Genomic DNA, 22,852 nt, shown 5'->3' on the forward strand with positions numbered 1-22,852 from the left:
TGACGGGGAACGGGAACAAATTTTGCGGTCCGACTGTGAAGCCTCTTTGGCTCTGCTGAAGGGGCCAAGTCCTTTATGTCCACACACGACTCTGGTTCCCGGGTCGGACTCACGGCTGGTTTTATCGCCAATCTGAGGTACGACGCGCCAGCTGCGCTGGTTGTTTTTCTAGTGGCACTGCCCCTGTGTCTGGGCATTGCGCTTGCCTCCAACGCTCCTTTAATGGCAGGCATTACCGCAGGAATAGTAGGGGGCATTTTCATTGGCTACTTCTCAGGATCTCCCTTGAGTGTAAGCGGCCCAGCGGCCGGTCTTGCCGTCATCGTCGCTACCTCTATCCAAAAGCTCGGCAGCTATGAGGTTTTCCTGGTAGCAGTCGTGCTCTCTGGAGCCATCCAGATCCTGTTAGGCTTTTTACGGGCAGGAGCGTTGGCCTCATTCATACCCGGAAGCGTCATAAAAGGCATGCTGGCGGCAATCGGCATTGTCATCTTCCTGAAGCAGATTCCACATGCCCTGGGGCGCGACCGCGATTTTGTCGGTGACTTCGAGTTCATCCAGCCCGCCGACGGCCTCAACACTTTCGAGGAAATCTTCATTGCGGTAATGAGTTTCAGCCCTGGGGCTGTGAGTATCGCAGCGCTGTCACTCGCCGTGCTTATTCTCTGGGAAAGTCCCGCCATCAAGCGAAACGCGTGGCTGCGGGTGTTACCAGGCCCATTGCTTGTCGTGTTTCTCGGAGTAGGAGTCAACGCACTGTTCCATGCGGCTCTACCAGCGTGGGAACTCCTTGCCAAAGACAAACACCTGGTACAGTTGCCCCAAATAGCGGAGGCAGGTGGCGTGCTGGGCCTTCTTCATTTTCCAAACTGGCAGGCGCTGGCCAACACCCAGATTTACTCCATCGCGTTTACCATTGCTATTGTTGGCAGCCTTGAGACCCTTCTTTGCCTGGAGGCCACCGACAAAATCGATCCCTTCCGTCGCATCTCCGATGTTTCGAAAGAGTTGAAAGCACAGGGTACGGGCAACATTATCTCCGGCCTGCTGGGAGGGCTCCCCATCACCTCTGTCATTGTCCGCACTTCGGCCAATGTTTATGCGGGTGGGCGCACCCGGTGGAGTTCAGTGGGGCATGGCGTGTTGCTCCTGGGCTGTGTGCTGCTTATTCCTGGTTTGCTGAATCAGATTCCCCTCGCCTCATTGGCAGCCATTCTCTTGGTGGTTGGCTATAAACTGGCGCGCGTACAGCTGTTTGTTTCCGTTTTCAAGTCGGGGTGGCGACAGTTTCTGCCATTCCTTATTACAATACTGGCTATTGTCTTTACCGACCTGCTAATCGGCATCGGCATCGGCTTGGCTATTGCCTTCATTTTTGTCATTCTCACCGCACACCAGAATGCTTTTACTCTGGTGAAAGATGACTCTTCTGTCTACTATCTGCTGCGCTTCAACAAAGACGTTACCTTCCTGAACAAAGCCGAACTGAAAGCCTACCTGCAACAGATACCTGATGGGGCCAGTCTGCGGATTGACGGAGGAAAGGCCCGCATCATTGATGGAGACATACAGGAAACCGTGCTGGATTTTATGCACGCAGCCCAGTTCCGTAACATTAACATTGAGTTGTATCATTTGGAGCTTGACGCTCGTTTTGCCGGCAGCAGCCACTAGAACCCAACTCCTCCCACTCCTTCTTCATGGAATCGTATCGCAAACTGCTGCTGGCCAACAAGGCCTGGGTGCAGGAGAAGCTTCAGGCTCGGCCCGATTTTTTCTCCCGCAACGCCAATTCCCAAACGCCTGAATTTCTGTGGATTGGCTGTGCCGACAGTCGCGTCCCGGCAGAGGAAGTTACTGGCACCGAGCCCGGCGAACTGTTTGTTCACCGAAACATTGCCAACCTTGTCATCCACACCGACTTCAACATGCTCAGTGTGTTGCAGTACGCAGTGGACGTACTGAAGGTGAAACATATCATCGTCTGCGGACACTACGGCTGCGGCGGCATCCGCACTGCCATGACCAACAAAAACTACGGTCTCATTAACAAGTGGCTGCGGCACATCAAGGATATCTACCGCCTGCACAAAGACGAGCTGGAGCTCATTACCGACATGGATGCACGCTGGGATCGGCTGGTCGAAATCAACGTGCTGGAACAGGTGAAGCACATTGCCGAAACTTCTATCGTACAAACCGCCTGGCATAACGAACAGCGCCCGGTTATTCATGGCTGGGTCTACGACCTTGAGACTGGCCTGCTGAAAGACCTCACACTGATGACCCACGAATCGAAGCTGGAGCAGATCTATCTCTTCGAGTTTGAAGACGAGAATCCTGCCTTACGCTAGCCTATGGTGCCGGGTTCTTCAGCCGGATTCGCGTCAGAATCCCATGGTGATCACTGAATGGCAGCGGCACCAGCTCGTGTGATCGCACCTCAAAGTGCGGCGAAACCATCACGTAATCGATCCGAAAAGCTGAGAGCAGACTACCAAACGTGAGGCCCAGCCCCTGCCCACTTTCATAGAAACTGTCGTGAAAGCCCTCTGCCATCTGGTGATACAGGTATCCATAGGGCGGATTGTTCAGGTCAGCGCAGACGATAACCGGCTGAGAGGTATCCGGCAGACTGGCGCGAAAGGCTTCCAGTTGTTGCATATGTCTGGGCCAGGTAGTCTTGAGTTTACGAAGCGTGCCTTTCACAGCCGCTACCTTCAGCTTGCGCGAACCTGCCAGGCTGTCCAGCGCCGAGCGCTGCTGGGTTCCCAGCGAATAACTGCGCAGGTGTATATCGTACACTCGGATTTTCTGTCCATACGCCACTACCTCCACGTAGTAAATGGCATTGTCGTCATAATCCTTGGCGATGGTCACATACTCGTGGTCAGTAATGGGAAAGCGACTGAACACCGCCAAACCAAAACCCCAGAACGCCAGCTTGTACTGCCGATATTCCCTGAAGCCCCCGGCGGTCATCCATGCTGGCAGTACCTTGTTCTCATTCCGGGTATGCAGCCAACTCTCCTGTACCACCAGTATATCCGGCTGCGCGCGTTGCAGAACCGCCGCGACGCCATCCAGATTCTTCAGGTCATAGCGCAGGGCTGCTGCATTCATGGTCATTACACGCAGCTCGTTCTCAGCTGGGGCGGCAGGGCCATGCAGCTGTACAATGCCTAATGCCTGTGGCGAGCCCAGTACACACACCACAAGGTTGGCTATCATCCATCGCCGGCTGAAAAAGGCCCATCCCCCTACCCAACACAGCAACCCAAGCACCAGCCAAGGAAAACCCATGGCACAGAATTCTGCTGGCCAAAAGAGATCGGGCGGTATCCAGGGCGCCAACAACGCCAGCAACAGAGGCAACCAAAACAGCACATTCAACAGCCGGAGTAGCCGGCCACCAAGGTGCAGGAGTCGGCTACTTCTGGTTGCTCGCGTTGAAGAGGGTTTGCTTCTCTTCGGTCGTGAGCTTGTCATAGCCAACAGCGCGAATCTTGTCGAGTATCCGATTGATTTCGTCTTCCGAGGGCGAACCCGGAACAGCTTTGGGAGTGCCGCGGCTGGCAACACGCAGATTCCGCGCCGAACGGTCAGAACGCTTCTGAATGAAGTCGCGAACCGCATTGAACGGCGCTCCCAGGTCGATACCCTGTTTCAGCAGCACGATATATATGTAGCCAAACAGCGCCCCCCCCAGATGTGCAATCATGCCTCCTGCATTCCCCTGCGAAATGCCAATGAAATTGAGCAGTACCAGAATCACTGCTACCCACTTCAGCCGCACGGGCCCAAAGAAAAGTAGCAGAATGGTGAAGTCGGGCAACAGTGTGGCTGTTCCCACCACAATTGCCATCACAGCGCCAGAGGCTCCCAGCAGGTAGGCCCCACGGCTCATTGCCAGGCCTGGGAAAATGTTGAAAGCCAGCACAAACAAAAACGCCGCAACAAGCCCCCCCAGTAGATAGAGGTTCCACACCCGACGATCGCCCTGATACTCGCGCAACAGCCGTCCCATCCAGTAAAGGGTCAGCATGTTGAAGAGCAGATGCAGCGTATCCTGCAGGCTGTGGATGAACTGATAGGTAATGGGGGTCCACGGCCGTACCAGAAGCGTACCCGCATCGGAGGGCAGCGTCAGGTATTCCAACGCGATATGGTCGTAGCGGGTTGCGCCTGCCAGAAACAGAAACACGCCCGGAATAACGAACAGCAGGTAAATGCCTACGTTGACCAGTATCAGCTGGCCAATGGCACCGTTGCGAGCCAGAAATCCGCTACGGAGGTCGTCGACCAAAGAGGCCATAGGTCTAATCAGGTAAGGTTCGGTCAGCGAATGTACTAACTAACTGTCGCTCCTATGGCATGCAACCTGCCGGAACAAAGACAGGTTCCGGCCCTGAATACTGGTAGTAGCTTTCTGCTTACTTTTGTCCAGCTAATCTCGTTGCCACATGCTCTTCACCGCCTATATCGACATTCTACCCCATGAGGAAATCCTGGATCCTGCTGGCAAAGCCACTCTGCTGGGCCTGCACAACCTGGGCTTTCAGGGGATGAAGGATGTGCGCATTGGCCGGCGGGTGCGCCTGCAACTGGAGGCAGCCAGCGAAGCCGAAGCCCGCACACTCGCCGATGACGCCGCCAAAAAACTGCTGGCCAACGCCATTATGGAAGGCTATACGGTGACGGTCAGCCAGAACTGATCCGGCCTTTACCGCTAGGTCAGTCTTTCTTGGTGCTGTCCAGTACTACCACATAGACGTCCTCGTTGGGCCGCTTCATCAAGTACTGCTCACGCGCTACGCGCTCCACCTCGCGGATGTTGTTCTGCAGAAGGTCGCGCTCCAGTTTCAGCTTGGCTATTTCCTTCTGATAGAAGGCTTTGTCCTGCTCAAGTTTGTCTATCCGCGCCTGTACCTTCAGTCGGGTACGCAAATCGTAGCGGTCGAAGAACAGCATCCACACTACGGCAATAAATGCCACCGCGATGTAGCGGTTGCGGGCATAGGGCTTCACCCACTCTACCCAGGCCTTTACCCGTTCGTAGGTTGTCATGCTGCTAGTTAACAGACTTTGTTGCAGCCGCATCTCGAATAAGGGTAAGAGTTGTCCGCCTGCCTGTGCCAACAGGCCACTTACCCCGTGGATGAAACAGAAAGGGGGCCGAAGCCCCCTGATATCAGCAAATCCCTGATGTTCTAGACAAACCGCAGCAAGTGCGAGCCATACGTGGCAGTAGCTCCCAGTTCCTCTTCGATACGAAGAAGCTGGTTGTACTTGGCAATACGGTCGGTACGGCTGGCCGAGCCCGTTTTGATCTGGCCACAATTCAGCGCCACTGCCAGGTCGGCGATAGTGGTGTCTTCGGTTTCGCCGCTCCGGTGCGACATAATGCTGGTATAGCCACTGCGGGTTGCCAGGCTTACCGTTTCGATGGTCTCTGTGAGTGAACCAATCTGGTTCACCTTTACCAGCACCGAATTGCCAGCCTTCTCCCGAATGCCCTTCTGCAGGCGCACTACGTTTGTTACAAACAGGTCGTCGCCTACCAACTGCACGCGGTTGCCCAGCTGCTCGGTCAGCTTGCTCCAACCGGCCCAGTCGTCTTCGTGCAGGCCATCTTCAATGCTGAGGATGGGGTACTTGCGGCACCAGTCGGCCCAGAAGGAAACGAGTTCGTCGCTCGTGATCTCTTCCTGGCTGCTCTTATAGAATTTGTACTTGTGAGTCTCCTCATTGTACATCTCGCTGGCGGCTGCGTCCATCGCCAGGAAGATGTCTTCGCCGGGGCGATAGCCAGCTTTCTCAATGGCCATCAGCACTGTGGTGATACCCTCTTCGTTCGAGGTCAGGTTGGGAGCAAAACCGCCTTCATCGCCCACGTTGGTCGAGAGGCCTTTGTCGTGCAGTACGGTGCGCAGGGCATGAAACACCTCGGTACCCATGCGGAGCGCCTCGCGGAAGCTCTCGGCCTTCACCGGCATAATCATGAATTCCTGAAAGTCGATGGAGTTGTCGGCGTGCTTACCGCCGTTCAGAATGTTCATCAGCGGCACGGGCAATACGCGGGCATTTACCCCACCGATATAACGCCACAGGGGCATGTCGGCGCTGCCAGCCGCCGCCTTCGACACCGCCATCGATACACCTAGAATGGCATTTGCGCCCAGCTTGGCCTTGTTGCTGGTGCCATCCAGCGCCAGCAGGGTCTGGTCTATCTGCACCTGCTCAAACACCGACATGTCAATGATTTCCGGTGCGATTACGTCATTGACGTGCTTCACTGCCTTCTGCACCCCCTTGCCCAGAAAACGGCTCTTGTCGCCATCGCGCAGCTCCACGGCTTCGTATTTGCCAGTGCTGGCGCCGCTGGGTACCGCAGCACGGCCAATTACGCCGCTGTCGGTCGTGATTTCTACTTCTACGGTCGGGTTGCCGCGTGAATCCAGGATCTCACGGGCATGCACATCCACAATATAAGCCATGCGTCTAGGGGTGATGAGGTTCGAGTTCGATGTGGGCGCGAAACTACGAATTCCCCTTGGGCCAAAGAGTTGCGCGGGCATGCTTTCCGGCCAAATCTCGGCACAGTACTTGCAAATACTTACGTGATACTGGTTGAACCCCAGTCTGCCACTCCTATAAACCGGCCCTGCTACCGGTACTGGCGACGAAAAACTAAACTAACACTAAGACAAAAGGCCCTCTCAGGGCCTTTTGTCGTTTTTTACCTACGTCTTTTAAGTTGTACAGTAGCTTTTGCCCTGTATGGTTTAGTGTACACCGTGCATCATGCGCCCCAGTACCTTCGACAGTAGTATGGCCAGCACACCCAGGCCAATGGCAGCCCAGGCAATACCCTGAAACACTGCATAAGCCCCCGCATCACTAACGGCCGCGGCGACATAGCCCCCGATTACGTTGGCTGCCCCAACAGCCGCAAACCACAGGCCCATCATCAGTGAACCAAACTGTGCAGGCGCCAGCTTCGTAAACACCGAAAGCCCCACCGGCGACAGACATAGCTCACCCATTGTATGAAAGAAGTAGGCGCCTATCAGCCAGATCAGGCTTGCCTTGATGCTGGTGTCGGCTATATCGCCACCCCGCTCTTTCACGGCGCCAACCAGACACAGAAACCCTACACCCATCAGAATGAGGCCCAGCGCCATCTTGATAGGCGTACGGGGCTCTTTCCCCTTCTTGCTCAGGGTTATCCAAATCCAGGCGAAGATGGGGCCAAACAATACGATGAAAATAGAATTCACGCTCTGGAAAATGCCCGTCGGGATTTCGTAACCCAATACCGTGCGGTCTATGTAATCGCGTGTGTATAGGTTCATCGAACTGCCAGCCTGCTCGAAACCGAGCCAGAACATCACAGCGTAGAAGAAGATGACAAACAGCACAATAATACGCTGCCATTCTACTCGAGTCAGGTCGGTAAGGCTACGCTTCTCGCCCGAGGCATTCATTTCAGCTTTCAACCGCTTGGCCTCTGGTTCCTTGCCCAGGTCGCCCAGATACTTGTCGCCAAACATCAGCATGACTATCAAGCCAATGAGCATCGCAACACCGCAGGCTCCAAAACCCCAGCGGGCACCATACATCTCTTGACCTTCCAGCCACCCTGTAATGGACGACAGAATGACACCGGAGTTGATGCCCATGTAGAAAATGGTAAAGGCGCTGTCACGTCGGGCATCCTCCTTCGTGTAGAGGTCACCTACCATGGTCGAGATATTCGGCTTGAAAAGACCGTTGCCGATACAGATAAGGCCCAGGCCCACAAAAAACAGCGTTGCGCCCGAACCAAAAGCGAGGGTAAACTGGCCAAACATCATCAGCGCACCGCCAAGCAGAATGCTAGGGCGCCGCCCCAGAAGGTTGTCGGCCACGGCACCACCGAAGATGGTGGCCAGGTACACAAGGCCCGTAAACCAGCCATAAATCACATTCGATTCTGCCTGATCCCAGCCCATGCCCCCTTCTGCTACCGCTTTGGTCATGAACAGAATCAGAATGGCGCGCATCCCGTAGTAATTGAAACGCTCCCACATTTCCGTGGTGAAGAGCGGGAAGAACAACCCTATCGGGTGCCCCAACAAAGTTTGTGTAGACGGTTTCTTCATGCAGTGTGTGCCTGTTTTAAGCTTAAGCCGTTCCCAAAAATAGCAGAAAGCCGATGCAGCAGCCCATAACAGGTGTTAGCCCTGCTGCAAAAAGCAGATTCTGTTATTTTAGCGCTGGACAAATGCCCAGATACGCGCGCAGCTTCTGCGCGTTTTCTTTACTCCTCCGTCCTAACAAACAATCGTATGCCCAATGCGGTCATCTCTGCTACTGCGTTCAATGTTCCTGCCCGCGTAGTCACCAACGACGACATCACCCGTATCTATGACACCACGGATGAGTGGATTTTTGAGCGCTCGGGCATTCGCGAACGCCATTGGATAGACCTCAACAATCCGCAGGGACCAGCCGACCTGGCGCTACCTGCGGTACAGGAAGCCTGCCAACGTGCGGGCATACAGGTGCAGGACATCGACTTCATCATCTTTGCCACCCTCAGCCCCGAAGCCTGGTTTCCCGGCTCCGGTTGTTTTCTGCAGGAAAAGCTCGGTCTGCCGGGCATACCTGCGCTCGACATCCGTCAGCAGTGCTCCGGCTTTGTGTATGGCCTCAGCATTGCCCAGCAGTTTATCAAAGGGGGCATGTATAAAAACATCGCGCTGATTGGCGCCGAGGTACAGAGTACCAGCCTGGATTTTACCAACGAAGGCCGTACGGTAGGTGTCCTCTTTGGCGACGGAGCAGGAGTTGTCATTGTTTCGGCAAGCGAAGAAAACGAGCGAGGCATCCTGAATACTCACCTCCACGCCGATGGCCGCTACACCCGCGAGCTATGGGTGGCCGAGCCCAACTCCAAGCAATACCCAAAGGTAAACCCCGACCTGAAGGGCCTTTTCCCCTACATGAATGGCCGTGAGGTATTCAAGCATGCGGTCACGAATATGATAGCTGTGGGCCAAGAGGCACTGAACAAGGCTGGCTGGACCAAAGATGACGTGGACCTCTTCATTCTGCACCAGGCCAACATCCGGATTGTGCAGGCCGTGGCAGAGTTCTGGGGTATGCCCATGGACAAGTTCTTCTCCAATATCGAGCGCTATGGCAACACCACTGCTGCCAGCATCCCGATCTGTCTGGCAGAAGCCGAGCGCATGGGCCGTCTGAAAAAAGGCGACCGCGTGTTGATTGCCGCCTTTGGCGCCGGTTTCACCTGGGGCTCAGCTGCTGTTGTCTGGTGATCTTAGGCAATCAACGCCCTCACAGTATCGTTATCTGCCTGATTGTGTGTGGGCTTGGTGTCTGGGGCTTAAGCCTTGTAAATCAGGAGCGAAAAGGTCCTAGTTTTGCGCCCCGACTGCGCCCTCAGCATGCAATTCCCTGCGTTAGCGGCCACACTTACCGCACCCCTGACTGGACAACGGATGCAAGACGAATGGTTCAAATCGTGGTTTGACTCTCCCTATTACGCGCTGCTGTATCGGCACCGCGACTATAAGGACGCCCAGCTCTTCATCGACAACCTCGTTGCCTACCTGAAGCCCGAGCCACTTGCACGCGTGCTGGATGTGGCCTGTGGGTCAGGTCGCCACGCCATCTACTTGCATAAGCTGGGTTTTGATGTCACGGGCGTGGACCTCTCGCGTGCCAAAGTGGAAATAGCCCGGGCCCATGAAAGCGAGCATCTGCACTTCGAAGTGGGCGACATGCGCGAACTGGCCTTTGACGAGCCATTCGACCTCGCGCTGAACCTCTTCACCAGCATGGGCTACTTCTCTGACCTCTCAGAGAATCAGCAGGTGTTCAACTGTCTTCGTCGTTGCCTAAAGCCCAATGGCCACCTGGTAATCGACTTCCTCAACCCGCGCCACGTACAGCGCCATCTGGTACCCTTCGAGAAACACGAAATCGAAGGAATCCAGTTTGAGATCAAGCGCTCTATTCACGATGGGCTGGTAGAAAAACGTATCCGCGTAACTGACGGCAACAAGATCCTCGCCTTTAAAGAGGCCGTTCAGCTGTTGGGGCTCCGCGACTTTGAGCGCATGCTCAAACGCGAAAACTTCCGCATCACACAGCTGTGGGGCAACTACCTTGGGGCACCCTACGACGAGGAAGACTCCCCACGTCTCATATTGTTTGCACAGCCTGCCTGATGTAACAACGACTACGCACCGTAGCATGACAACAGCCCCGACGAGATTCGCCGGGGCTGTTGCTTTGAGTGCGGGTGAGAGCCCGTAGAGTCGTTACTCGAAAGTGACGCGTTCGATCTTGCTCCAGAGTACAAAGCGGGGGCGACTGTTGGAACCTGATTCGAAAACCATTACACCAGTGTTACGCTCATTGACGTCCTGCGAGTCGGTCAGACGAAGTTCCATGCCGCTGCGCAGCTTGACACGCGAGCCGGAGAAACCATCGGGCATGATTTCGCGAATGTAGCGGAAGGGAATCGAGTATTCCGATTTGCCATCCTTGCCATCCAGCATCTCATAGTCCCAAGCTTCATCGAGGTCGTAAGCCAGTTCGCCACTCAGGGTCTGGCCGTCGGTAGTCCGTACAGTGCCGCGGATTTTACGAGGCTGGGCAAAGGCGTTGTAGCCGATACCAGGGCCCGAAGGCTGCTCGAAAGTAAGGCCGCGGAAATCGTCCCAGCTGACCAGCACCCGGCCAAACGCTGGATTATGGATGCCAATACCCCGGTTCTCTTCGTTCACATCATTGCTGCCTGTGATATACAGCTCGCGGCCACTTTTCAGCTTCACCAGCGAACCGCTGCGATAGGGCTCGATGCTGGCAATGCTGCCCATTTCGATGGATACCTTGCCGTCTTCGGTGCTGCCATCCAGTTTGTCGCCGCTGAGGCTTTCCTCATTGTCCCACTGAATGTACCCTGCATATTCACCAAAGCGGGTTTTGACACGGGCAAACAGCGGACTGCCAAGGGTGCGGGTGGGCTTGGAGGCAGGGGCTTTGAATTCGACACTGCGAATGCGCTCCCACTCAAGTGAGATCTGACCAATCTCAGGGTCTGCTACCTGAATGGTAGCGCCGATATCGTTGGAGCCATCGCCTACCTCCAGTTTGGAGCCGTCTTTAAACACCACTTCCGTAGTGCGGCTCGAAAGCAGGTTCAGCCGTGAAATGTCGCCAAAGCGCACCACAAACTGGTGAGTGGAAGTGCCCCACGACCAGCGTGAGATCGAACTGCCCCAGCCGTTCCAGCTCCAGCCACGGCTCCATGACGAGCCTCGAGACTCTTCCATCTCGTCGCGCTCTTTGGCGCTCAGCTGGCCATAGTAGGGATTGTCCTTTTTGTCTGCGTTGAACAGATCATCCCACGTGGATTCCTCTTTGCCCCAGCGAAGTACGCCGGTGTACGACTGCCCATTGAGCGTCGTGACAGTGCCATATAACAAGCCTTCTTCCTGGGCCCAGGCAGGGGCTGCAAGGCCGAAGCCAAGCGTCAGGAGCAGTAGATAGCGTCGCATAACCTTCTTTTGTTTCAAGTCCTTACGCCAACAAAGACAGTAAGCCACCCAACGGGTTGCATCTGATATCGCTTTGTTACAACATTTAACACAATCACTTGTCCAATAGACGTTCAACCGCTGACCAGCCTGCGGACCCAGCCCCAAAAGCTCTTTCCGTGGGGCTTAATCCTGTAGGTATCGAAGCCTTTTTCCAACCGAAACCGCAGATTGTTGTGGCGCTCGTGGGCCTCGGTCAAAGTCGGCACCTGCCATTGGGCAGCCAGGCGCTGCAAATGGCCCGGCAGTGTTTCGTCTGTCAGCACCCGAAGCCGTAAAAGGTCTTCGGTACTCCATTTCGGCAGCCGTTTCTTGGGAAACATCCGCTCTGGGAAATCTTTGGCCGGCTGATGCAGACTGGCGGCCACCAGTTCCCAGCAGGCCAATTGAATGCGCGAGTGAGCTTCGTCCTCGCCAGGTTGCTTTAGCAGATCGATTAAGTCCATCGCGTCAAGATGGGCACTCAGACTCCCCAGCCAGTCCTGCGCATCGTCATTCGCAAATGGGCTGACACCCCACACTTCTCTTCGGGCCGAGAGTTTGCGCATTGGATTAGGCGACTATTCGGGATCGGCATGGGGCCGCACGTAGGCGCCCTTCTCTGCTTCGGCTTCTGAAGGGACTTCGGCAGTACTTTCGCTTTCCTCTTCGTCTATCAGCGGCCGGATACCCAGCTTGTGCAGCAGGCGGTGCATGCTGGGAGGGCCTTCCTGGTCAAAGCTCTTCAACAGCAACGGCAGCAGCAGCAGGTTGCTGAACAGCGCAATAAACATCGTGACACTGGTGAGAATGCCCAGTGCGCGTGTACTGCCGAAGGCCGAAGGCGTGAAGATCACAAAGCCCACAAACAGAACCACCGAAGTGTAAATCACACTCATCCCAGTCTCGCGCAGGCTCATACTGATGCTGCCCGAGACATTCTGCCCCGTCTTGCGGGCATGTCGATAGGCAGTGAGATAGTGGATCGAATTGTCGATGGCAATGCCGAAAGCAATGCCATATATCAACGCCGTGCTGGGCTTCAGTTCAATGTCCAGAAAACCCATGATGGCCGCTGTCATGGCTAGCGGAATGATGTTGGGCACCATGGAGATGAGCATGATGCGGAAGCTGCCAAAGAGCAGGAACATCTGCACTCCCACAATGATGAACGTAGCCACGAGGCTCCAGACCAGGTTGTCGATCAGGTAGTCGTTGGCCTTCAGGAAAATCTTGGTAGTACCTGTCACCACAAACTCCACCCGATTGGGGTCATCGGCGGCCACACCCTCCGGATAGAATACCTGGTCCAGATCGGCCCGCACCGAGTCCAGCAGCGCTGGCATCCGTACGGAGCCAACATCTTTCACAAAACCCGTAATACGCGCATACTGTCCAGTAGAGTCAACCAGTGCGCTGAGAATGGGGCGCTTGCTCATCTGCCCTTCCGAGCCCTTCAGGTAGCTGCGCAGCCCCAGAAACTCGTCCTGGTTGGGCATGGCATACTGGCTGCTGTCTCCATCCCAGAAGGCCTGGCGCGTCCACTTGATGGCATCTGCCAGGCTCAGCGTACGGGATATCTCATTGTACTTCTCCAGCCGGCGCTGGGCTTCGTCCAGTTTCTTCAATACCCCAGGACGGTAAACTCCATTCTTCTTCCGTGTATCTACCTGAATTTCGAAGGGCATCACTGCATCGAAATTGTTCTCCATGAACGCCAGGTCGGTATAGATGGCATCGCTGTCGGGCAGGTCATCTACCATATACGACACTGCCTGTATACGCGTAAGCCCCCATATACTGATAACCGTGAGGCCGAAGGTGATACCGTAAATCAGCTGCTTTCTCCGCTGCACGATTACGTCCATCTGCCGCACCACGCGTGTAATTAACGGACTGTCCAGATGCTTCAAACGCTTCTCATTAGGGGGAGGCAGCAGGCTGAAGACGCCGGGTATGAGTATGATGGTAAGCACATACGTGAGGCAGGTGGCCAGAAAGGCCAGCATGCCAAACTCACGCAGCGGCTGCACGTTGGTGAAGTAGAGGGTCAGGAAGCCAAACGCGGTGTTCGCGTTAATCATCAGCGTCACGAGGCCCAGCTTGTGCACCATCTGCCGGATGGCCTTGATTTTGTCGCCCGTCTTGACGAATTCGGCGTGGTAATCCGACAGCATGTAGATGCTGGGCGGAATACCCAGAATGACGATGATGGGCGGAATCAGCGCTGTTATGGCCGAAAGCTTATAGCCCAGCAGACCTACCAGGCCGAAAGTGCACACCGTTGAGAGCGCAAGCAGAATCAGTGGGAAAACCACCGCGTAACCCGAGCGATAGAATGCATACAGCGCAGCGGCTGTGACAATAACCGCCAGCAACATGAAAAGCTGCAGCTCTTTCGGCAGCTTCTGGCTTACATAATTGCGAATGAACGGAACGCCAGAATAGTGGGCCTTTATTCCCAAAGGCGCAACAGTGCTGTCTACCAGATATTCGATCCGGTCTATCAGCGCATGCTTTTCCTTGGTTACAAGAATGTGCGCATCCAGCGACACAATCATCATGGAAGCACGCTGGCCTTTGGTCAGCAATAGGCCGTTGTAGAACGGCAGGTTCAATATGACTCGCCGGATGCTGTCGGCTTCCACCTGGTTTTGTACCGGGCGGTTCATGACATCCACTATACGCAGGCGGCGGGCGGTGGTGTCCTTCTCCAGTGAAAAAACGGTAGTAAGGCCCAGCACACGCTCTACTCCTTCCTGCTTCTGTATCTCCCTGCTCACCCCATAAAGGGCGTTCAGCACCTCAGGCCGGAAGAAGTTGTCGCTCTCCAGGCCCACAATCACCGCGTTGCCATCTTCCCCAAACGTCTCCTTGAATTTCAGATACTGCTGAAAATCCGGGTCATCGGCCGGGATTACCTTGACAAACTCCTGCAGGATTTCAGCTTTGCGGCCCTGCCAACCCATGAACCCAGTGAGGACAACCAGACCCACCAGCAGGGCAATGCGGTAGCGCAGGATGAAATCGGCTATTCTATGCCACATGTAGTAAACAGGCGTCGGGGCGCCTCAGGGAAGTTTCGCGTTGCGACAAATGTACTGAAATGCCTAGGGCTGCAAGCCTCGTTTATGGGGAGGTATTTCTGCGTAGGAAGCACCCCAGGGGCTCTCGGGCTCGTCGTCCTGTGCCAGCTTTACCTGTTCCCACAGGGCATCCTTCAATTCCTCGATGCCTTTGCCGGTGGCCGATGAAATGAAGTGTACAGGCAAATCGAGCGTCAGCTTCTTTTTCAGCTTGCCCAACGCCTGGGGTGTTATCAGGTCGCACTGCGACACCGCCAGGATGCGGGGTTTGTCGATCAGTTCAGGATCATACTGCTCCAGCTCGCTCAGCAGCATCTCATACTGCGCCTTTACGTCGTCGGCCGTACAGGGAACCATGAACAGCAGCACCGCATTGCGCTCGATGTGGCGCAGGAAACGAGTGCCCAGCCCTTTGCCCTCATGCGCTCCCTCGATAATACCGGGGATATCGGCCATGGCAAACGACTGGTAATTGCGCGCCCGCACAATGCCAATGTTGGGCACCAGTGTGGTAAACGGGTAGTCGGCAATCTCGGGCTTGGCCGCCGACACCACGCTCAGCAACGTGCTTTTGCCTGCATTGGGCATACCGACAATGCCGACATCGGCCAGGATCTTAAGTTCCAGAATAGCTGTCAGCTGCTGGCCAGCTTCGCCAGGCTGGGCGTAATCGGGCGTCTGGTTGGTGCTGGTACGGAAATGCCAGTTGCCCAAACCGCCGCGGCCGCCCTTCAGCAACACCAGTTCCTGCCCGTCTTCTGATATCTCCCCAATGTGCTCATCGGTTTCTGCATTCCGGATGACCGTTCCCACGGGTACTTCCAGCACCACGTTGGGTGCGGTGGCCCCATGCCGATTGCGCTTCTGGCCAGGTTCGCCGTGTTCGGCCTTTACAAACTTGCGGTACTTCAGGTCCAGCAGGGTCCACAACTGGGCATTGCCTTTCAGGACAATACTGCCGCCGTGACCTCCATCGCCACCATCTGGCCCACCTTTGTCAACAAATTTCTCACGCCGCCAACTGACAGCTCCACGTCCACCATTTCCACTGGTGAAGTAGATTTTAACGTAGTCTACAAAATTACTCTGCGGCATAGCAAACAGTCCAAGCCCGCAAAGCTAACCATTCTGCGCTACAACGGTTCAACTTATCAGCCGCTGACGCAACGCCATCAATACGGGTATCTCGCCAGAGAGCGCCAGCAGCAGCGCCCACAGCAGTACACTGATACTCATCCAAACAACGACGCGCAGTCTTGGCGCTTGCAATGCCAGTGCCAGTGGCACTCCCACGGGTGGCCCCAGAACCGGCGGCGTAATCATCGCAAGACCCAGCAGCCCGCCTCGTTCCCATAACCTGCGCACCCATTCCTTGGGCGGCTTGGGGGCAATTTCTTCCTTTTGCCCGCGCCACCGTCTGTACAGTACCCCTATGCCCGTTGCCAGATAGGCATAAAAGAAGACTCCCAGCACACCGCCTATGCTGAAGCAGGCCCAACGTTCCCAGAACGATTGCAGTCGCAGGAGGCCCGCACCCACACCCAGCATGAATTTGAGGGCGCAAAGCCCTGTCACCACCAGAAGGTCCAGTACACTCAGTGGCATTTCTCTCCGTATGACAGGTCGCCAGCGTCTCCAAGGCCTGGCACGATATAGCCTCGGGCCGTCATTTCGCTGTCTACCGCCCCGATCAGCAGGCGGGCATCTGGCAGGTGCTTCCGCACGTAGTCTATCCCCTGCTCGCTGGCGATGACACTGCACACCACCACGGCAGCAGGTTTTCCCCCAACCCCTACCAGACCATCGTAACATGAAACCATGCTACGCCCGCTGGCAAGCATGGGGTCCAGCAGCACCAGTGTACGGCCTTCCAGCGAGGGGGTCGAAACATATTCCACTACAATCTCAAACAGATCGCCCCCGTTGGGGTGTTTGCGATAGGCCGAAATAAAGGCCGAATCTGCCTGGTCGAACATTTGCTGAAAACCCTGATGAAATGGCAGTGCCGCCCGCAGAATCACGGCCAATACGGGGTCCTGCTCGGGCACCATGTGGCTGGCACTACCCAACGGCGTGGTTACTTCCTGCTCAATGGCTGGCAGCCAGCGGCTCAGCTCATACGCCATAATGGCACCTACCCGCTGCATGTTGGCACGAAACCGCATAGGGTCGCGCTGTATGTCCACATCCCGCATCTCAGCGAGATATTGGTTGAAGATGCTCGGGTGCTCGGAAAGAATCAGCGGGTTCATAGGTCAGGGGTGGATCTGCCTACAAGGTACACAGCCCCCGCCCAGCCCCCAACTCTGCGCCTCGATTATGCCTTACAGGCCAATCGTCTTGAGGGCGGCCATAATCCGCTCCTGCACAGTTTCCAACGTCTCATTCTCGGGGCGTGGCTGGAATGTCAGGCCCGTTACCTTCTCATAGAGATGGATGTAGCGCTGGCTCACAGTCTGCACAAAATCGTCGGGCATGACTGGGGGCGCCACACCGTCCTGCCCCTGAAAGCCGTTGGCCATCAGCCACTCGCGCACAAACTCCTTGCTCAGTTGCTGTTGGGCTTCGCCCTTCCGCTGGCGTTCGTCGAAGCCATCGGCATAGAAGTAGCGCGAACTGTCGGGCGTGTGTATTTCGTCAATCAGGAAGATTTTCCCGTTGCGGCTGCCAAACTCATACTTCGTGTCAGCAAGAATCAGCTCACGCTCCTTTGCCATCTCCTGCCCTTTGTGGAACAGTTGCAGGGCATAGTATTTCATTTCGGCGTACTCGTCGTTGGCCACCAGCCCTGCCCGCAGAATCTCCACCTCAGAGATATCAATGTCGTGGCCAATCTGGCTCTTGGTCGTCGGGGTAACGATGGGTTCGGGGAACGGATCGTTCTCCTTTAGACCATCCGGCAGCTTCACACCGCAGAGCTCACGGCCACCAGCCTTGTAGGTGCGCCAGGCATGACCACACAGGTAGCCACGTACCACCATTTCAATGGGGTAGGCATCGCAGCGTACGCCAATGGTTACGTTGGGGTCTGGTGTCCCCAGCAGGTGGTTGGTGCACACGTCGTTGCTTGCCCGCAGGAAATGTGCAGCTGTTTGAGTCAGTACCTGCCCTTTGTGTGGAATGGGCCGCGGCAGAATCACATCAAACGCACTGATACGGTCCGATGCAACCATCACAAGCACCTCATTGTCGATGTTGTAAACGTCCCGGACTTTCCCGCGATAACGTGTGACCTTGTAACCGGGGAAATCGAAGTGGGTTTCGGAAATCAACATGACGGAAGGGAGAATGGAAGCTGCCGCGAAGTTAGCAGGCTTCCGGCTCCTTTTCTATCGTGACGGCGGAAAGAGATAGGGAATGGGTTTCCTTCCCAGCCAGCGCCGCAGCTTGTTCAAAGCCCGTATAGGCCAGTTCGGCACGGCATCGTACGTCAGGTAGGTATAGCGGTCGGCTTTCAGCTGTGGCGTGGTGTCGCTGGGTCTTCGCAGCCCCTTCAGGCTTCCGACAGGTCGGCAGGAAACCGGCAGATCTGTCAAAAAAGTATGCGTGGCATCCGGACCAAAGCCAATATTGTCGATCAGATTGGCATTGGGTATCACCGACACACGATTGGCCCGCAACTGGGAGTAAACAAACTGATAATCCCAGGTATCGATTTTCCCCGCGAACGTTTGGTCAAACTGCCCTTCAAGGTGTCGGCTGGCCGTCCGGGAGAGAAACAAATCTGAAATGCGCCCGCTGTCGCGCAGCTGTGGCCATTCCTTCATATCAACGTCGTAGTCGTTCCATACGCGCCGCCAGCTGCCCCAGCCCCACACGTGATACAGCCTGGAGAAATAATAATCTCCATCTCCAATCTGCTTTCCATCCTGAAAGTTGGAGCCACAGATCATACCGATCCGCTGGTCATCGCGATACCGTGCCAGCATTTCCTGCATGAAAGGCCAGAAATCAGGTGCTGGCAGACAATCATCTTCCAGTATGATACCTTCTTCCACTTCTCCGAAAAACCAGTCAAGTGCCCCACTGACGGCACGCTTACAGCCAAAGTTTTCGTCTCTGTAGAGCCGCTTCACCTCGCAGGGCCAGTCTACCTCCTCGGTAATGGCACGTGTTGCAGCGCACTTTTCTGCCTCGCCAGCCTTGTGTGCCCGCGGGCCGTCGGCGGCAACGTACAGGCGCGAAGGGCGCACCGCCCGAATAGCCTCCCACACGCGTGTGGTGGTATCCGCCCGGTTGAAGATGATGAAGAGGACTGGTACGGGATAAAGCGCAGCAGGTGCCATTGAAGGAGAAAGGTTAATCAGGATGCGAGGGCTTGGCGGGTAAGCCCAATGGTTTTCTGCCAGCTGAAATGCCCCAGCCGGAGCGCGCCCAGCGTCCGGAGGCGTTCCTGCTCAGTGGCACTCAGCAACAAGGCCTTTACCCGCTCGGCAAAAGCGCCCGCATCACCCGCAGGGCTGTAACAGACAGCCTCGCCACCAACCTCGGGTAGTGAACCGCCATCGCTGCACACCACAGGACAGCTATACTGGAAGGCCTCCAGCAACGGAAGACCGAAGCCTTCGTACAGCGATGGGTACACCAACATACGAGCCTGTGCATAGGCATCGGCCAGCTGCTTGTTGCTCAGGCTGCGCTGCTGCACCAGCTCCGAGAGGCCCAACACCTCAAGCTGGGCAGCTTCCGCCTCCGAGAAATTGCCACCGCCAACACAAAGTAGCTTAAGCCCCTGCGACTTCAGCAGGGGGCTCATAGCCGTTAGCATAGGCCAGAAAAACTTATAGCCTTTGCGGTGGCCTACGTATAGAATATAGGCCTGCCCTTCCAGAGGGTGCCAACCTGTCTCTGCCTGTTGTAACGAAGGCCCAAGTGGAGTAACCGTAATCTTGCGTTCGTCGACCCCAAACAGCCTGACCAGATCTCTACGCGTGTGCTCGCTCACGCAGAAAATGCGGGTGGCCTTCTCACAAAGCAGCCGTTTGTTGTGCGCCCATCTATCGCCTTTAACCTCGCTAGGAAACAGTTCATGTATCATGTCATGCACCGTCAGAGCAAACGGCTTGGCGCCAATCCAGTGCAGAAAATCTGCATTGTAGTAGGTCGGAAAAAACCAGTCGTAGGTACGGCGGCGGGCTGGAATGACCGTGTACAGTTGGTTCAAAGCGTACAGCAGACGGTCCCGCCCCTTGAACTTATGCTGCCGGAAAAAGGTGGCTGTTTCTGGTGCAGCCTCCAGCAGATAGCGGTTGTTGGAGGCAACCACCGGGCAGTGCACCGTATCGCCCAGTAGTTGCAGACCTGTCAGCAACTGGGCCGCGTACCGACTCACCCCACCTTCTGTTTGTATGGAAAAAGTCTGATGGTCCAACAGAATATTCATAACTCCCGCCTCCATTTCTGCCACTCCGCAGGCGAAAGTGCCAATAACAGGTCTTTGTATACCTCACGGCCTTTTTCATCCAGCCACAACACACCGAACGGGCTCAGCGAGAAGCTGATGACACTGGCCCAGGCAGCACCAGCCCCACCAAACCATGGAATCAGCACCAGATTCAGCACAAAATTGCTAGCGGCACCCATCACCGTACCGTAAAACAGCAGCTTCGTGCGGTCTTCCAGCACCATGTACTGCGTTGTAGCGATACCCAACGCCACAAACAGCAGGCTCCAACTGTGAATCTGCCAGATATCATTGGCTGCGGCAAACTCGTCGCCAAAAAGCAGCGTTACAAGCCACACGCCCAGGACCTTTACCACTACCGCATACACCAGCGTCAGGCCTATCATCAGCAGATAGGACTGGCGGAACAGCTCCCGGTAGCGTTCAGGCTTCTCCTTCCGCAGCTGTATCAGCCGTGGGGCAATGCTTCCAATGACCAGCCCCGGCACAGCAAAGCTCAGTTCGGTGAGCTTCACCGCCGCACTGTACAGGCCCACCGAAGTGTTGTCGAGCATTTCCTTCACCATCACGGTATCTATGCGCATGTACAGCAACACCATCACGTTGCCTAACAGAAGGGGCAGGCTTTGCCGCAGCCACAGTCGGGCGTTGCTCACACGCCATGTACCGCCAGCCGTATGGCGTCCGAAGCGTCGAAGCTGTATCAACAGAAAAAGCGCTCCCAGGGAATACTCCAACACATAACTGGCGATAAAAAACACCAGCGGCTGATGGGTCACCAGCAGCAGTACCCTCACCAGCGACGCCAGCAAAAAAGCTCCGCTTTTGGCAATGACCGAATTGCGCGACTGCGTCTGCGACTCGAAATACAGCTCGATGGCATCGAAGGCAATCGGCAGATACGATAGCGACATCAGCAGCACATAGCCAATCACATCGGGCTCATCCCAGTCTAGTATCAACGAAGCGCCCAGTGCAATCAGCCCTACTATCAATCCGCCGTAAATCCGCAGCCGCAATGCCGTGGCCATGAAATCGGCCTGACGCTGCGGAAACCGTACATAGTCGCGCACCACAAGCCTGTCTATTCCTAGCGAAGAAATAGAGCCCGCCATATAGACCAGTGCCAAGACGTACTGAAGTGTACCAAAGCCGTCGGGCTTCAGATACCGTGCCACCCAACCCACGATAAACAGGTTGACACCCATCCGCAACACACGATCCAGCAGCAGCCAGCCCATGTTCTCCAGATAGCGGCGGTATTTCAGCACGACCTTCATTCACTGCAAAGGTAGCTACTCCATGCCGCGCTTTTGCCCTTTGTGTAATTTGCCCCCGATATGCCCAGTACTCCTTTGAAGTTCGGCACCGATGGCTGGCGCGCCATCATTGCCAAAGACTACACTTACGATAACCTCGCACGTGTTACTGAAGCCACTGGCCTTTGGCTCAAAGCATCTTATGGAGCCGCGCCCAGCGTGCTGCTGGGCTACGATTGCCGCTTTGGTGGTGCCGACTTTGCGCAGGCCACTGCCAACCAGCTGGCCCAGATGGGCATTAAGGTATTCCTGACACCTGGTTTTGTCAGTACCCCCATGGTATCGCTGGCCACTATGCAGCGGCAAACCAGTTGTGGAATCATCCTTACCGCTAGCCATAACCCCCCCGCATACAACGGCTTCAAAATCAAAGGCCACTTCGGGGGCCCTGCGTTCCCGGCCATGATTGCCGATGTAGAAGCCCGCATCCCCGATGCCAGCCCCAGCTACGAAGACCGTTTTGACGCTCTGCTGGAACAGAAGCAGATTGAGTATTACGACGCCGAGGCCCTCTACATGAACCACCTGCGGATGATGTTCGACCTCGACGCCATTCGCAAGTCGGGCCTGCGCATTGGCTATGATGCCATGTATGGCGCTGGCCAAACCGTCATGCGTCGCCTCTTCCCCCATGCTACACTGCTGCATTGCGATTATAACCCCAGCTTCATGGGGCAGGCACCCGAGCCAATTGAGCGCAACCTGCAACCGTTCCAGCAGGCCATTCGCGAACAGAAACTCGACTTCGGCCTCGCAACTGACGGCGATGCCGACCGTATAGGTCTCTTTGACGAAACTGGTAACTTCGTCGACTCGCACCACATTCTCCTCCTGCTCATCCACTACCTGCACAAAATCAAGGGGATGAAGGGCAAAGTGGTGTATACCTTCTCCTGCACTGGCAAAATCGAGAAGATGTGCCAGCAATATGGTCTCCCCACCGAAATGACCAAAATCGGCTTCAAGTACATAGGGGAAATCATGGCTCGGGAGAACGTACTGGTAGGCGGTGAAGAAAGCGGCGGCATTGCCGTAGCGGGCCATGCCCCCGAACGCGACGGTATCTACATCGGCCTCACCATTCTGGAACTCATGGCCAAAACCGGCAAAAGCCTAACCCAATTGGTGCAGGAAATCTACAGTGTGGTAGGCAGCTTCTGGGTAGACCGCTATGATCTGCACCTGCCCGAAACGCAGAAACAGGCCGTTATGAAAGCTTGTGCCGCTGATACTTACAAGCAGTTTGGCACTTATCAGGTGGCGCGTGTAGAGAGCGTAGACGGCTTCAAGTTTCACTTCGGTGGTGCCCACGAAGGCCAGTGGGTCATGATTCGCCCCTCGGGCACCGAGCCGCTGCTGCGTGTCTATGCCGAGGGCCCCAATCGCGAAGCCGTTAGAAGCATTCTGGAAGTCACGAAAAACACGTTACTGGCCTAAGGCACTGCATGGCAA

Annotated in this window: 21 protein-coding genes; 6 read left to right on the plus strand and 15 right to left on the minus strand. The window is 55.7% G+C overall.

Annotation, left to right across the window (positions count from 1 at the left end; genetic code table 11):
- Positions 1 to 75: 75 nt before the first annotated feature.
- Positions 76 to 1,674, plus strand: a complete 1,599-nt coding sequence (locus tag AC2D8O_RS00810; protein ID WP_484676875.1) for a SulP family inorganic anion transporter — start codon at positions 76 to 78, stop codon at positions 1,672 to 1,674.
- A gap of 26 nt (positions 1,675 to 1,700) precedes the next feature.
- Positions 1,701 to 2,354 carry a carbonate dehydratase gene (gene can / locus AC2D8O_RS00815; RefSeq protein ID WP_484676876.1) on the plus strand — a complete coding sequence of 218 codons (654 nt, stop codon included), beginning with the start codon at positions 1,701 to 1,703 and terminating at the stop codon, positions 2,352 to 2,354.
- A 1-nt stretch (position 2,355) separates the two neighbouring features.
- Here the strand turns inward: can and AC2D8O_RS00820 are convergent, their stop codons facing one another.
- Both AC2D8O_RS00820 and AC2D8O_RS00825 read right to left on the minus strand, forming a co-directional pair.
- Positions 2,356 to 3,231 carry an endonuclease/exonuclease/phosphatase family protein gene (locus AC2D8O_RS00820; protein WP_484676877.1) on the minus strand — a complete coding sequence of 292 codons (876 nt, stop codon included), beginning with the start codon at positions 3,229 to 3,231 and terminating at the stop codon, positions 2,356 to 2,358.
- 199 nt (positions 3,232 to 3,430) lie between these two features.
- Positions 3,431 to 4,315, minus strand: a complete 885-nt coding sequence (locus AC2D8O_RS00825; RefSeq protein ID WP_484676878.1) for a rhomboid family intramembrane serine protease — start codon at positions 4,313 to 4,315, stop codon at positions 3,431 to 3,433.
- A 148-nt stretch (positions 4,316 to 4,463) separates the two neighbouring features.
- Between AC2D8O_RS00825 and purS the strand changes: the two genes are divergently transcribed.
- Positions 4,464 to 4,715, plus strand: a complete 252-nt coding sequence (gene purS, locus AC2D8O_RS00830) for a phosphoribosylformylglycinamidine synthase subunit PurS (RefSeq protein ID WP_484676879.1) — start codon at positions 4,464 to 4,466, stop codon at positions 4,713 to 4,715.
- Between the two features lie 19 nt (positions 4,716 to 4,734).
- On the opposite strand, the gene AC2D8O_RS00835 is transcribed toward purS, so the two are convergent.
- From AC2D8O_RS00835 to AC2D8O_RS00845, 3 genes are all read right to left on the minus strand, one after another.
- Entirely contained in the window at positions 4,735 to 5,067 is a 333-nt protein-coding gene (locus AC2D8O_RS00835) for an FtsB family cell division protein (protein ID WP_484676880.1), read from the minus strand.
- A gap of 143 nt (positions 5,068 to 5,210) precedes the next feature.
- Positions 5,211 to 6,497: a phosphopyruvate hydratase gene (eno, locus tag AC2D8O_RS00840; RefSeq protein WP_484676881.1), complete on the minus strand. Its 1,287-nt coding sequence runs from the start codon at positions 6,495 to 6,497 to the stop codon at positions 5,211 to 5,213.
- A 288-nt stretch (positions 6,498 to 6,785) separates the two neighbouring features.
- Positions 6,786 to 8,144: a peptide MFS transporter gene (locus AC2D8O_RS00845; protein WP_484676882.1), complete on the minus strand. Its 1,359-nt coding sequence runs from the start codon at positions 8,142 to 8,144 to the stop codon at positions 6,786 to 6,788.
- Positions 8,145 to 8,330: 186 nt separating this feature from the next.
- Between AC2D8O_RS00845 and AC2D8O_RS00850 the strand changes: the two genes are divergently transcribed.
- The gene (locus AC2D8O_RS00850; protein ID WP_484676883.1) at positions 8,331 to 9,323 is read left to right on the plus strand and encodes a beta-ketoacyl-ACP synthase III; all 993 of its coding nucleotides are present in this window, start codon (positions 8,331 to 8,333) and stop codon (positions 9,321 to 9,323) included.
- 183 nt (positions 9,324 to 9,506) lie between these two features.
- The gene (locus tag AC2D8O_RS00855) at positions 9,507 to 10,238 is read left to right on the plus strand and encodes a class I SAM-dependent methyltransferase (protein WP_484676884.1); all 732 of its coding nucleotides are present in this window, start codon (positions 9,507 to 9,509) and stop codon (positions 10,236 to 10,238) included.
- Positions 10,239 to 10,331: 93 nt separating this feature from the next.
- Here the strand turns inward: AC2D8O_RS00855 and AC2D8O_RS00860 are convergent, their stop codons facing one another.
- The 10 genes from AC2D8O_RS00860 to AC2D8O_RS00905 all read right to left on the minus strand — a co-directional run bounded on the left by AC2D8O_RS00860 (position 10,332) and on the right by AC2D8O_RS00905 (position 21,361).
- Positions 10,332 to 11,573 carry a hypothetical protein gene (locus tag AC2D8O_RS00860; protein WP_484676885.1) on the minus strand — a complete coding sequence of 414 codons (1,242 nt, stop codon included), beginning with the start codon at positions 11,571 to 11,573 and terminating at the stop codon, positions 10,332 to 10,334.
- 113 nt (positions 11,574 to 11,686) lie between these two features.
- The gene (locus AC2D8O_RS00865) at positions 11,687 to 12,160 is read right to left on the minus strand and encodes a DUF4259 domain-containing protein (RefSeq protein ID WP_484676886.1); all 474 of its coding nucleotides are present in this window, start codon (positions 12,158 to 12,160) and stop codon (positions 11,687 to 11,689) included.
- Positions 12,161 to 12,172: 12 nt separating this feature from the next.
- Complete coding sequence (locus tag AC2D8O_RS00870) at positions 12,173 to 14,638, minus strand: efflux RND transporter permease subunit (RefSeq protein ID WP_484676887.1); 2,466 nt, start codon at positions 14,636 to 14,638, stop codon at positions 12,173 to 12,175.
- Positions 14,639 to 14,701: 63 nt separating this feature from the next.
- Positions 14,702 to 15,772 (minus strand): GTPase ObgE, encoded by a 1,071-nt coding sequence (gene obgE, locus AC2D8O_RS00875; protein WP_484676888.1) that lies wholly within the window; start codon positions 15,770 to 15,772, stop codon positions 14,702 to 14,704.
- Between the two features lie 48 nt (positions 15,773 to 15,820).
- Entirely contained in the window at positions 15,821 to 16,282 is a 462-nt protein-coding gene (locus tag AC2D8O_RS00880; protein ID WP_484676889.1) for a hypothetical protein, read from the minus strand.
- Positions 16,273 to 16,929, minus strand: a complete 657-nt coding sequence (gene upp, locus AC2D8O_RS00885) for a uracil phosphoribosyltransferase (RefSeq protein WP_484676890.1) — start codon at positions 16,927 to 16,929, stop codon at positions 16,273 to 16,275. The genes AC2D8O_RS00880 and upp overlap by 10 nt, the downstream gene beginning before the upstream one ends.
- Before the next feature lie 72 nt (positions 16,930 to 17,001).
- Positions 17,002 to 17,952, minus strand: coding sequence for a phosphoribosylaminoimidazolesuccinocarboxamide synthase (locus AC2D8O_RS00890; RefSeq protein WP_484676891.1), 951 nt, complete (start codon positions 17,950 to 17,952; stop codon positions 17,002 to 17,004).
- 54 nt (positions 17,953 to 18,006) lie between these two features.
- Positions 18,007 to 18,963, minus strand: a complete 957-nt coding sequence (locus AC2D8O_RS00895) for a nucleotide-diphospho-sugar transferase (RefSeq protein WP_484676892.1) — start codon at positions 18,961 to 18,963, stop codon at positions 18,007 to 18,009.
- 17 nt (positions 18,964 to 18,980) lie between these two features.
- Positions 18,981 to 20,060, minus strand: coding sequence for a glycosyltransferase family 4 protein (locus AC2D8O_RS00900; RefSeq protein ID WP_484676893.1), 1,080 nt, complete (start codon positions 20,058 to 20,060; stop codon positions 18,981 to 18,983).
- Positions 20,057 to 21,361, minus strand: a complete 1,305-nt coding sequence (locus AC2D8O_RS00905; RefSeq protein WP_484676894.1) for a flippase — start codon at positions 21,359 to 21,361, stop codon at positions 20,057 to 20,059. Before AC2D8O_RS00905 ends, AC2D8O_RS00900 begins: the two co-directional genes overlap by 4 nt.
- A 60-nt stretch (positions 21,362 to 21,421) precedes the next feature.
- On the opposite strand from AC2D8O_RS00905, the gene AC2D8O_RS00910 reads away from it, so the two are divergent.
- Positions 21,422 to 22,837 carry a phosphohexomutase domain-containing protein gene (locus tag AC2D8O_RS00910; RefSeq protein ID WP_484676895.1) on the plus strand — a complete coding sequence of 472 codons (1,416 nt, stop codon included), beginning with the start codon at positions 21,422 to 21,424 and terminating at the stop codon, positions 22,835 to 22,837.
- Positions 22,838 to 22,852 lie beyond the last annotated feature (15 nt).

This window comes from Pontibacter sp. T17, assembly GCF_057219875.1.

Bases quoted from the DNA above. Each gene is read 5' to 3' on its own strand.
- can (WP_484676876.1), top strand. From the start codon at position 1,701: ATGGAATCGTATCGCAAACTGCTGCTGGCCAACAAGGCCTGGGTGCAG.
- AC2D8O_RS00880 (WP_484676889.1), bottom strand. From the start codon at position 16,282: ATGCCACTGAGTGTACTGGACCTTCTGGTGGTGACAGGGCTTTGCGCC.
- AC2D8O_RS00870 (WP_484676887.1), bottom strand. From the start codon at position 14,638: ATGTGGCATAGAATAGCCGATTTCATCCTGCGCTACCGCATTGCCCTG.
- obgE (WP_484676888.1), bottom strand. From the start codon at position 15,772: ATGCCGCAGAGTAATTTTGTAGACTACGTTAAAATCTACTTCACCAGT.
- AC2D8O_RS00845 (WP_484676882.1), bottom strand. From the start codon at position 8,144: ATGAAGAAACCGTCTACACAAACTTTGTTGGGGCACCCGATAGGGTTG.
- AC2D8O_RS00865 (WP_484676886.1), bottom strand. From the start codon at position 12,160: ATGCGCAAACTCTCGGCCCGAAGAGAAGTGTGGGGTGTCAGCCCATTT.
- AC2D8O_RS00895 (WP_484676892.1), bottom strand. From the start codon at position 18,963: ATGGCACCTGCTGCGCTTTATCCCGTACCAGTCCTCTTCATCATCTTC.
- AC2D8O_RS00835 (WP_484676880.1), bottom strand. From the start codon at position 5,067: ATGACAACCTACGAACGGGTAAAGGCCTGGGTAGAGTGGGTGAAGCCC.
- AC2D8O_RS00905 (WP_484676894.1), bottom strand. From the start codon at position 21,361: ATGAAGGTCGTGCTGAAATACCGCCGCTATCTGGAGAACATGGGCTGG.
- AC2D8O_RS00890 (WP_484676891.1), bottom strand. From the start codon at position 17,952: ATGTTGATTTCCGAAACCCACTTCGATTTCCCCGGTTACAAGGTCACA.
- eno (WP_484676881.1), bottom strand. From the start codon at position 6,497: ATGGCTTATATTGTGGATGTGCATGCCCGTGAGATCCTGGATTCACGC.
- AC2D8O_RS00910 (WP_484676895.1), top strand. From the start codon at position 21,422: ATGCCCAGTACTCCTTTGAAGTTCGGCACCGATGGCTGGCGCGCCATC.
- purS (WP_484676879.1), top strand. From the start codon at position 4,464: ATGCTCTTCACCGCCTATATCGACATTCTACCCCATGAGGAAATCCTG.
- AC2D8O_RS00810 (WP_484676875.1), top strand. From the start codon at position 76: ATGTCCACACACGACTCTGGTTCCCGGGTCGGACTCACGGCTGGTTTT.
- AC2D8O_RS00855 (WP_484676884.1), top strand. From the start codon at position 9,507: ATGCAAGACGAATGGTTCAAATCGTGGTTTGACTCTCCCTATTACGCG.
- upp (WP_484676890.1), bottom strand. From the start codon at position 16,929: ATGAACCCGCTGATTCTTTCCGAGCACCCGAGCATCTTCAACCAATAT.
- AC2D8O_RS00900 (WP_484676893.1), bottom strand. From the start codon at position 20,060: ATGAATATTCTGTTGGACCATCAGACTTTTTCCATACAAACAGAAGGT.
- AC2D8O_RS00820 (WP_484676877.1), bottom strand. From the start codon at position 3,231: ATGATAGCCAACCTTGTGGTGTGTGTACTGGGCTCGCCACAGGCATTA.
- AC2D8O_RS00850 (WP_484676883.1), top strand. From the start codon at position 8,331: ATGCCCAATGCGGTCATCTCTGCTACTGCGTTCAATGTTCCTGCCCGC.
- AC2D8O_RS00860 (WP_484676885.1), bottom strand. From the start codon at position 11,573: ATGCGACGCTATCTACTGCTCCTGACGCTTGGCTTCGGCCTTGCAGCC.
- AC2D8O_RS00825 (WP_484676878.1), bottom strand. From the start codon at position 4,315: ATGGCCTCTTTGGTCGACGACCTCCGTAGCGGATTTCTGGCTCGCAAC.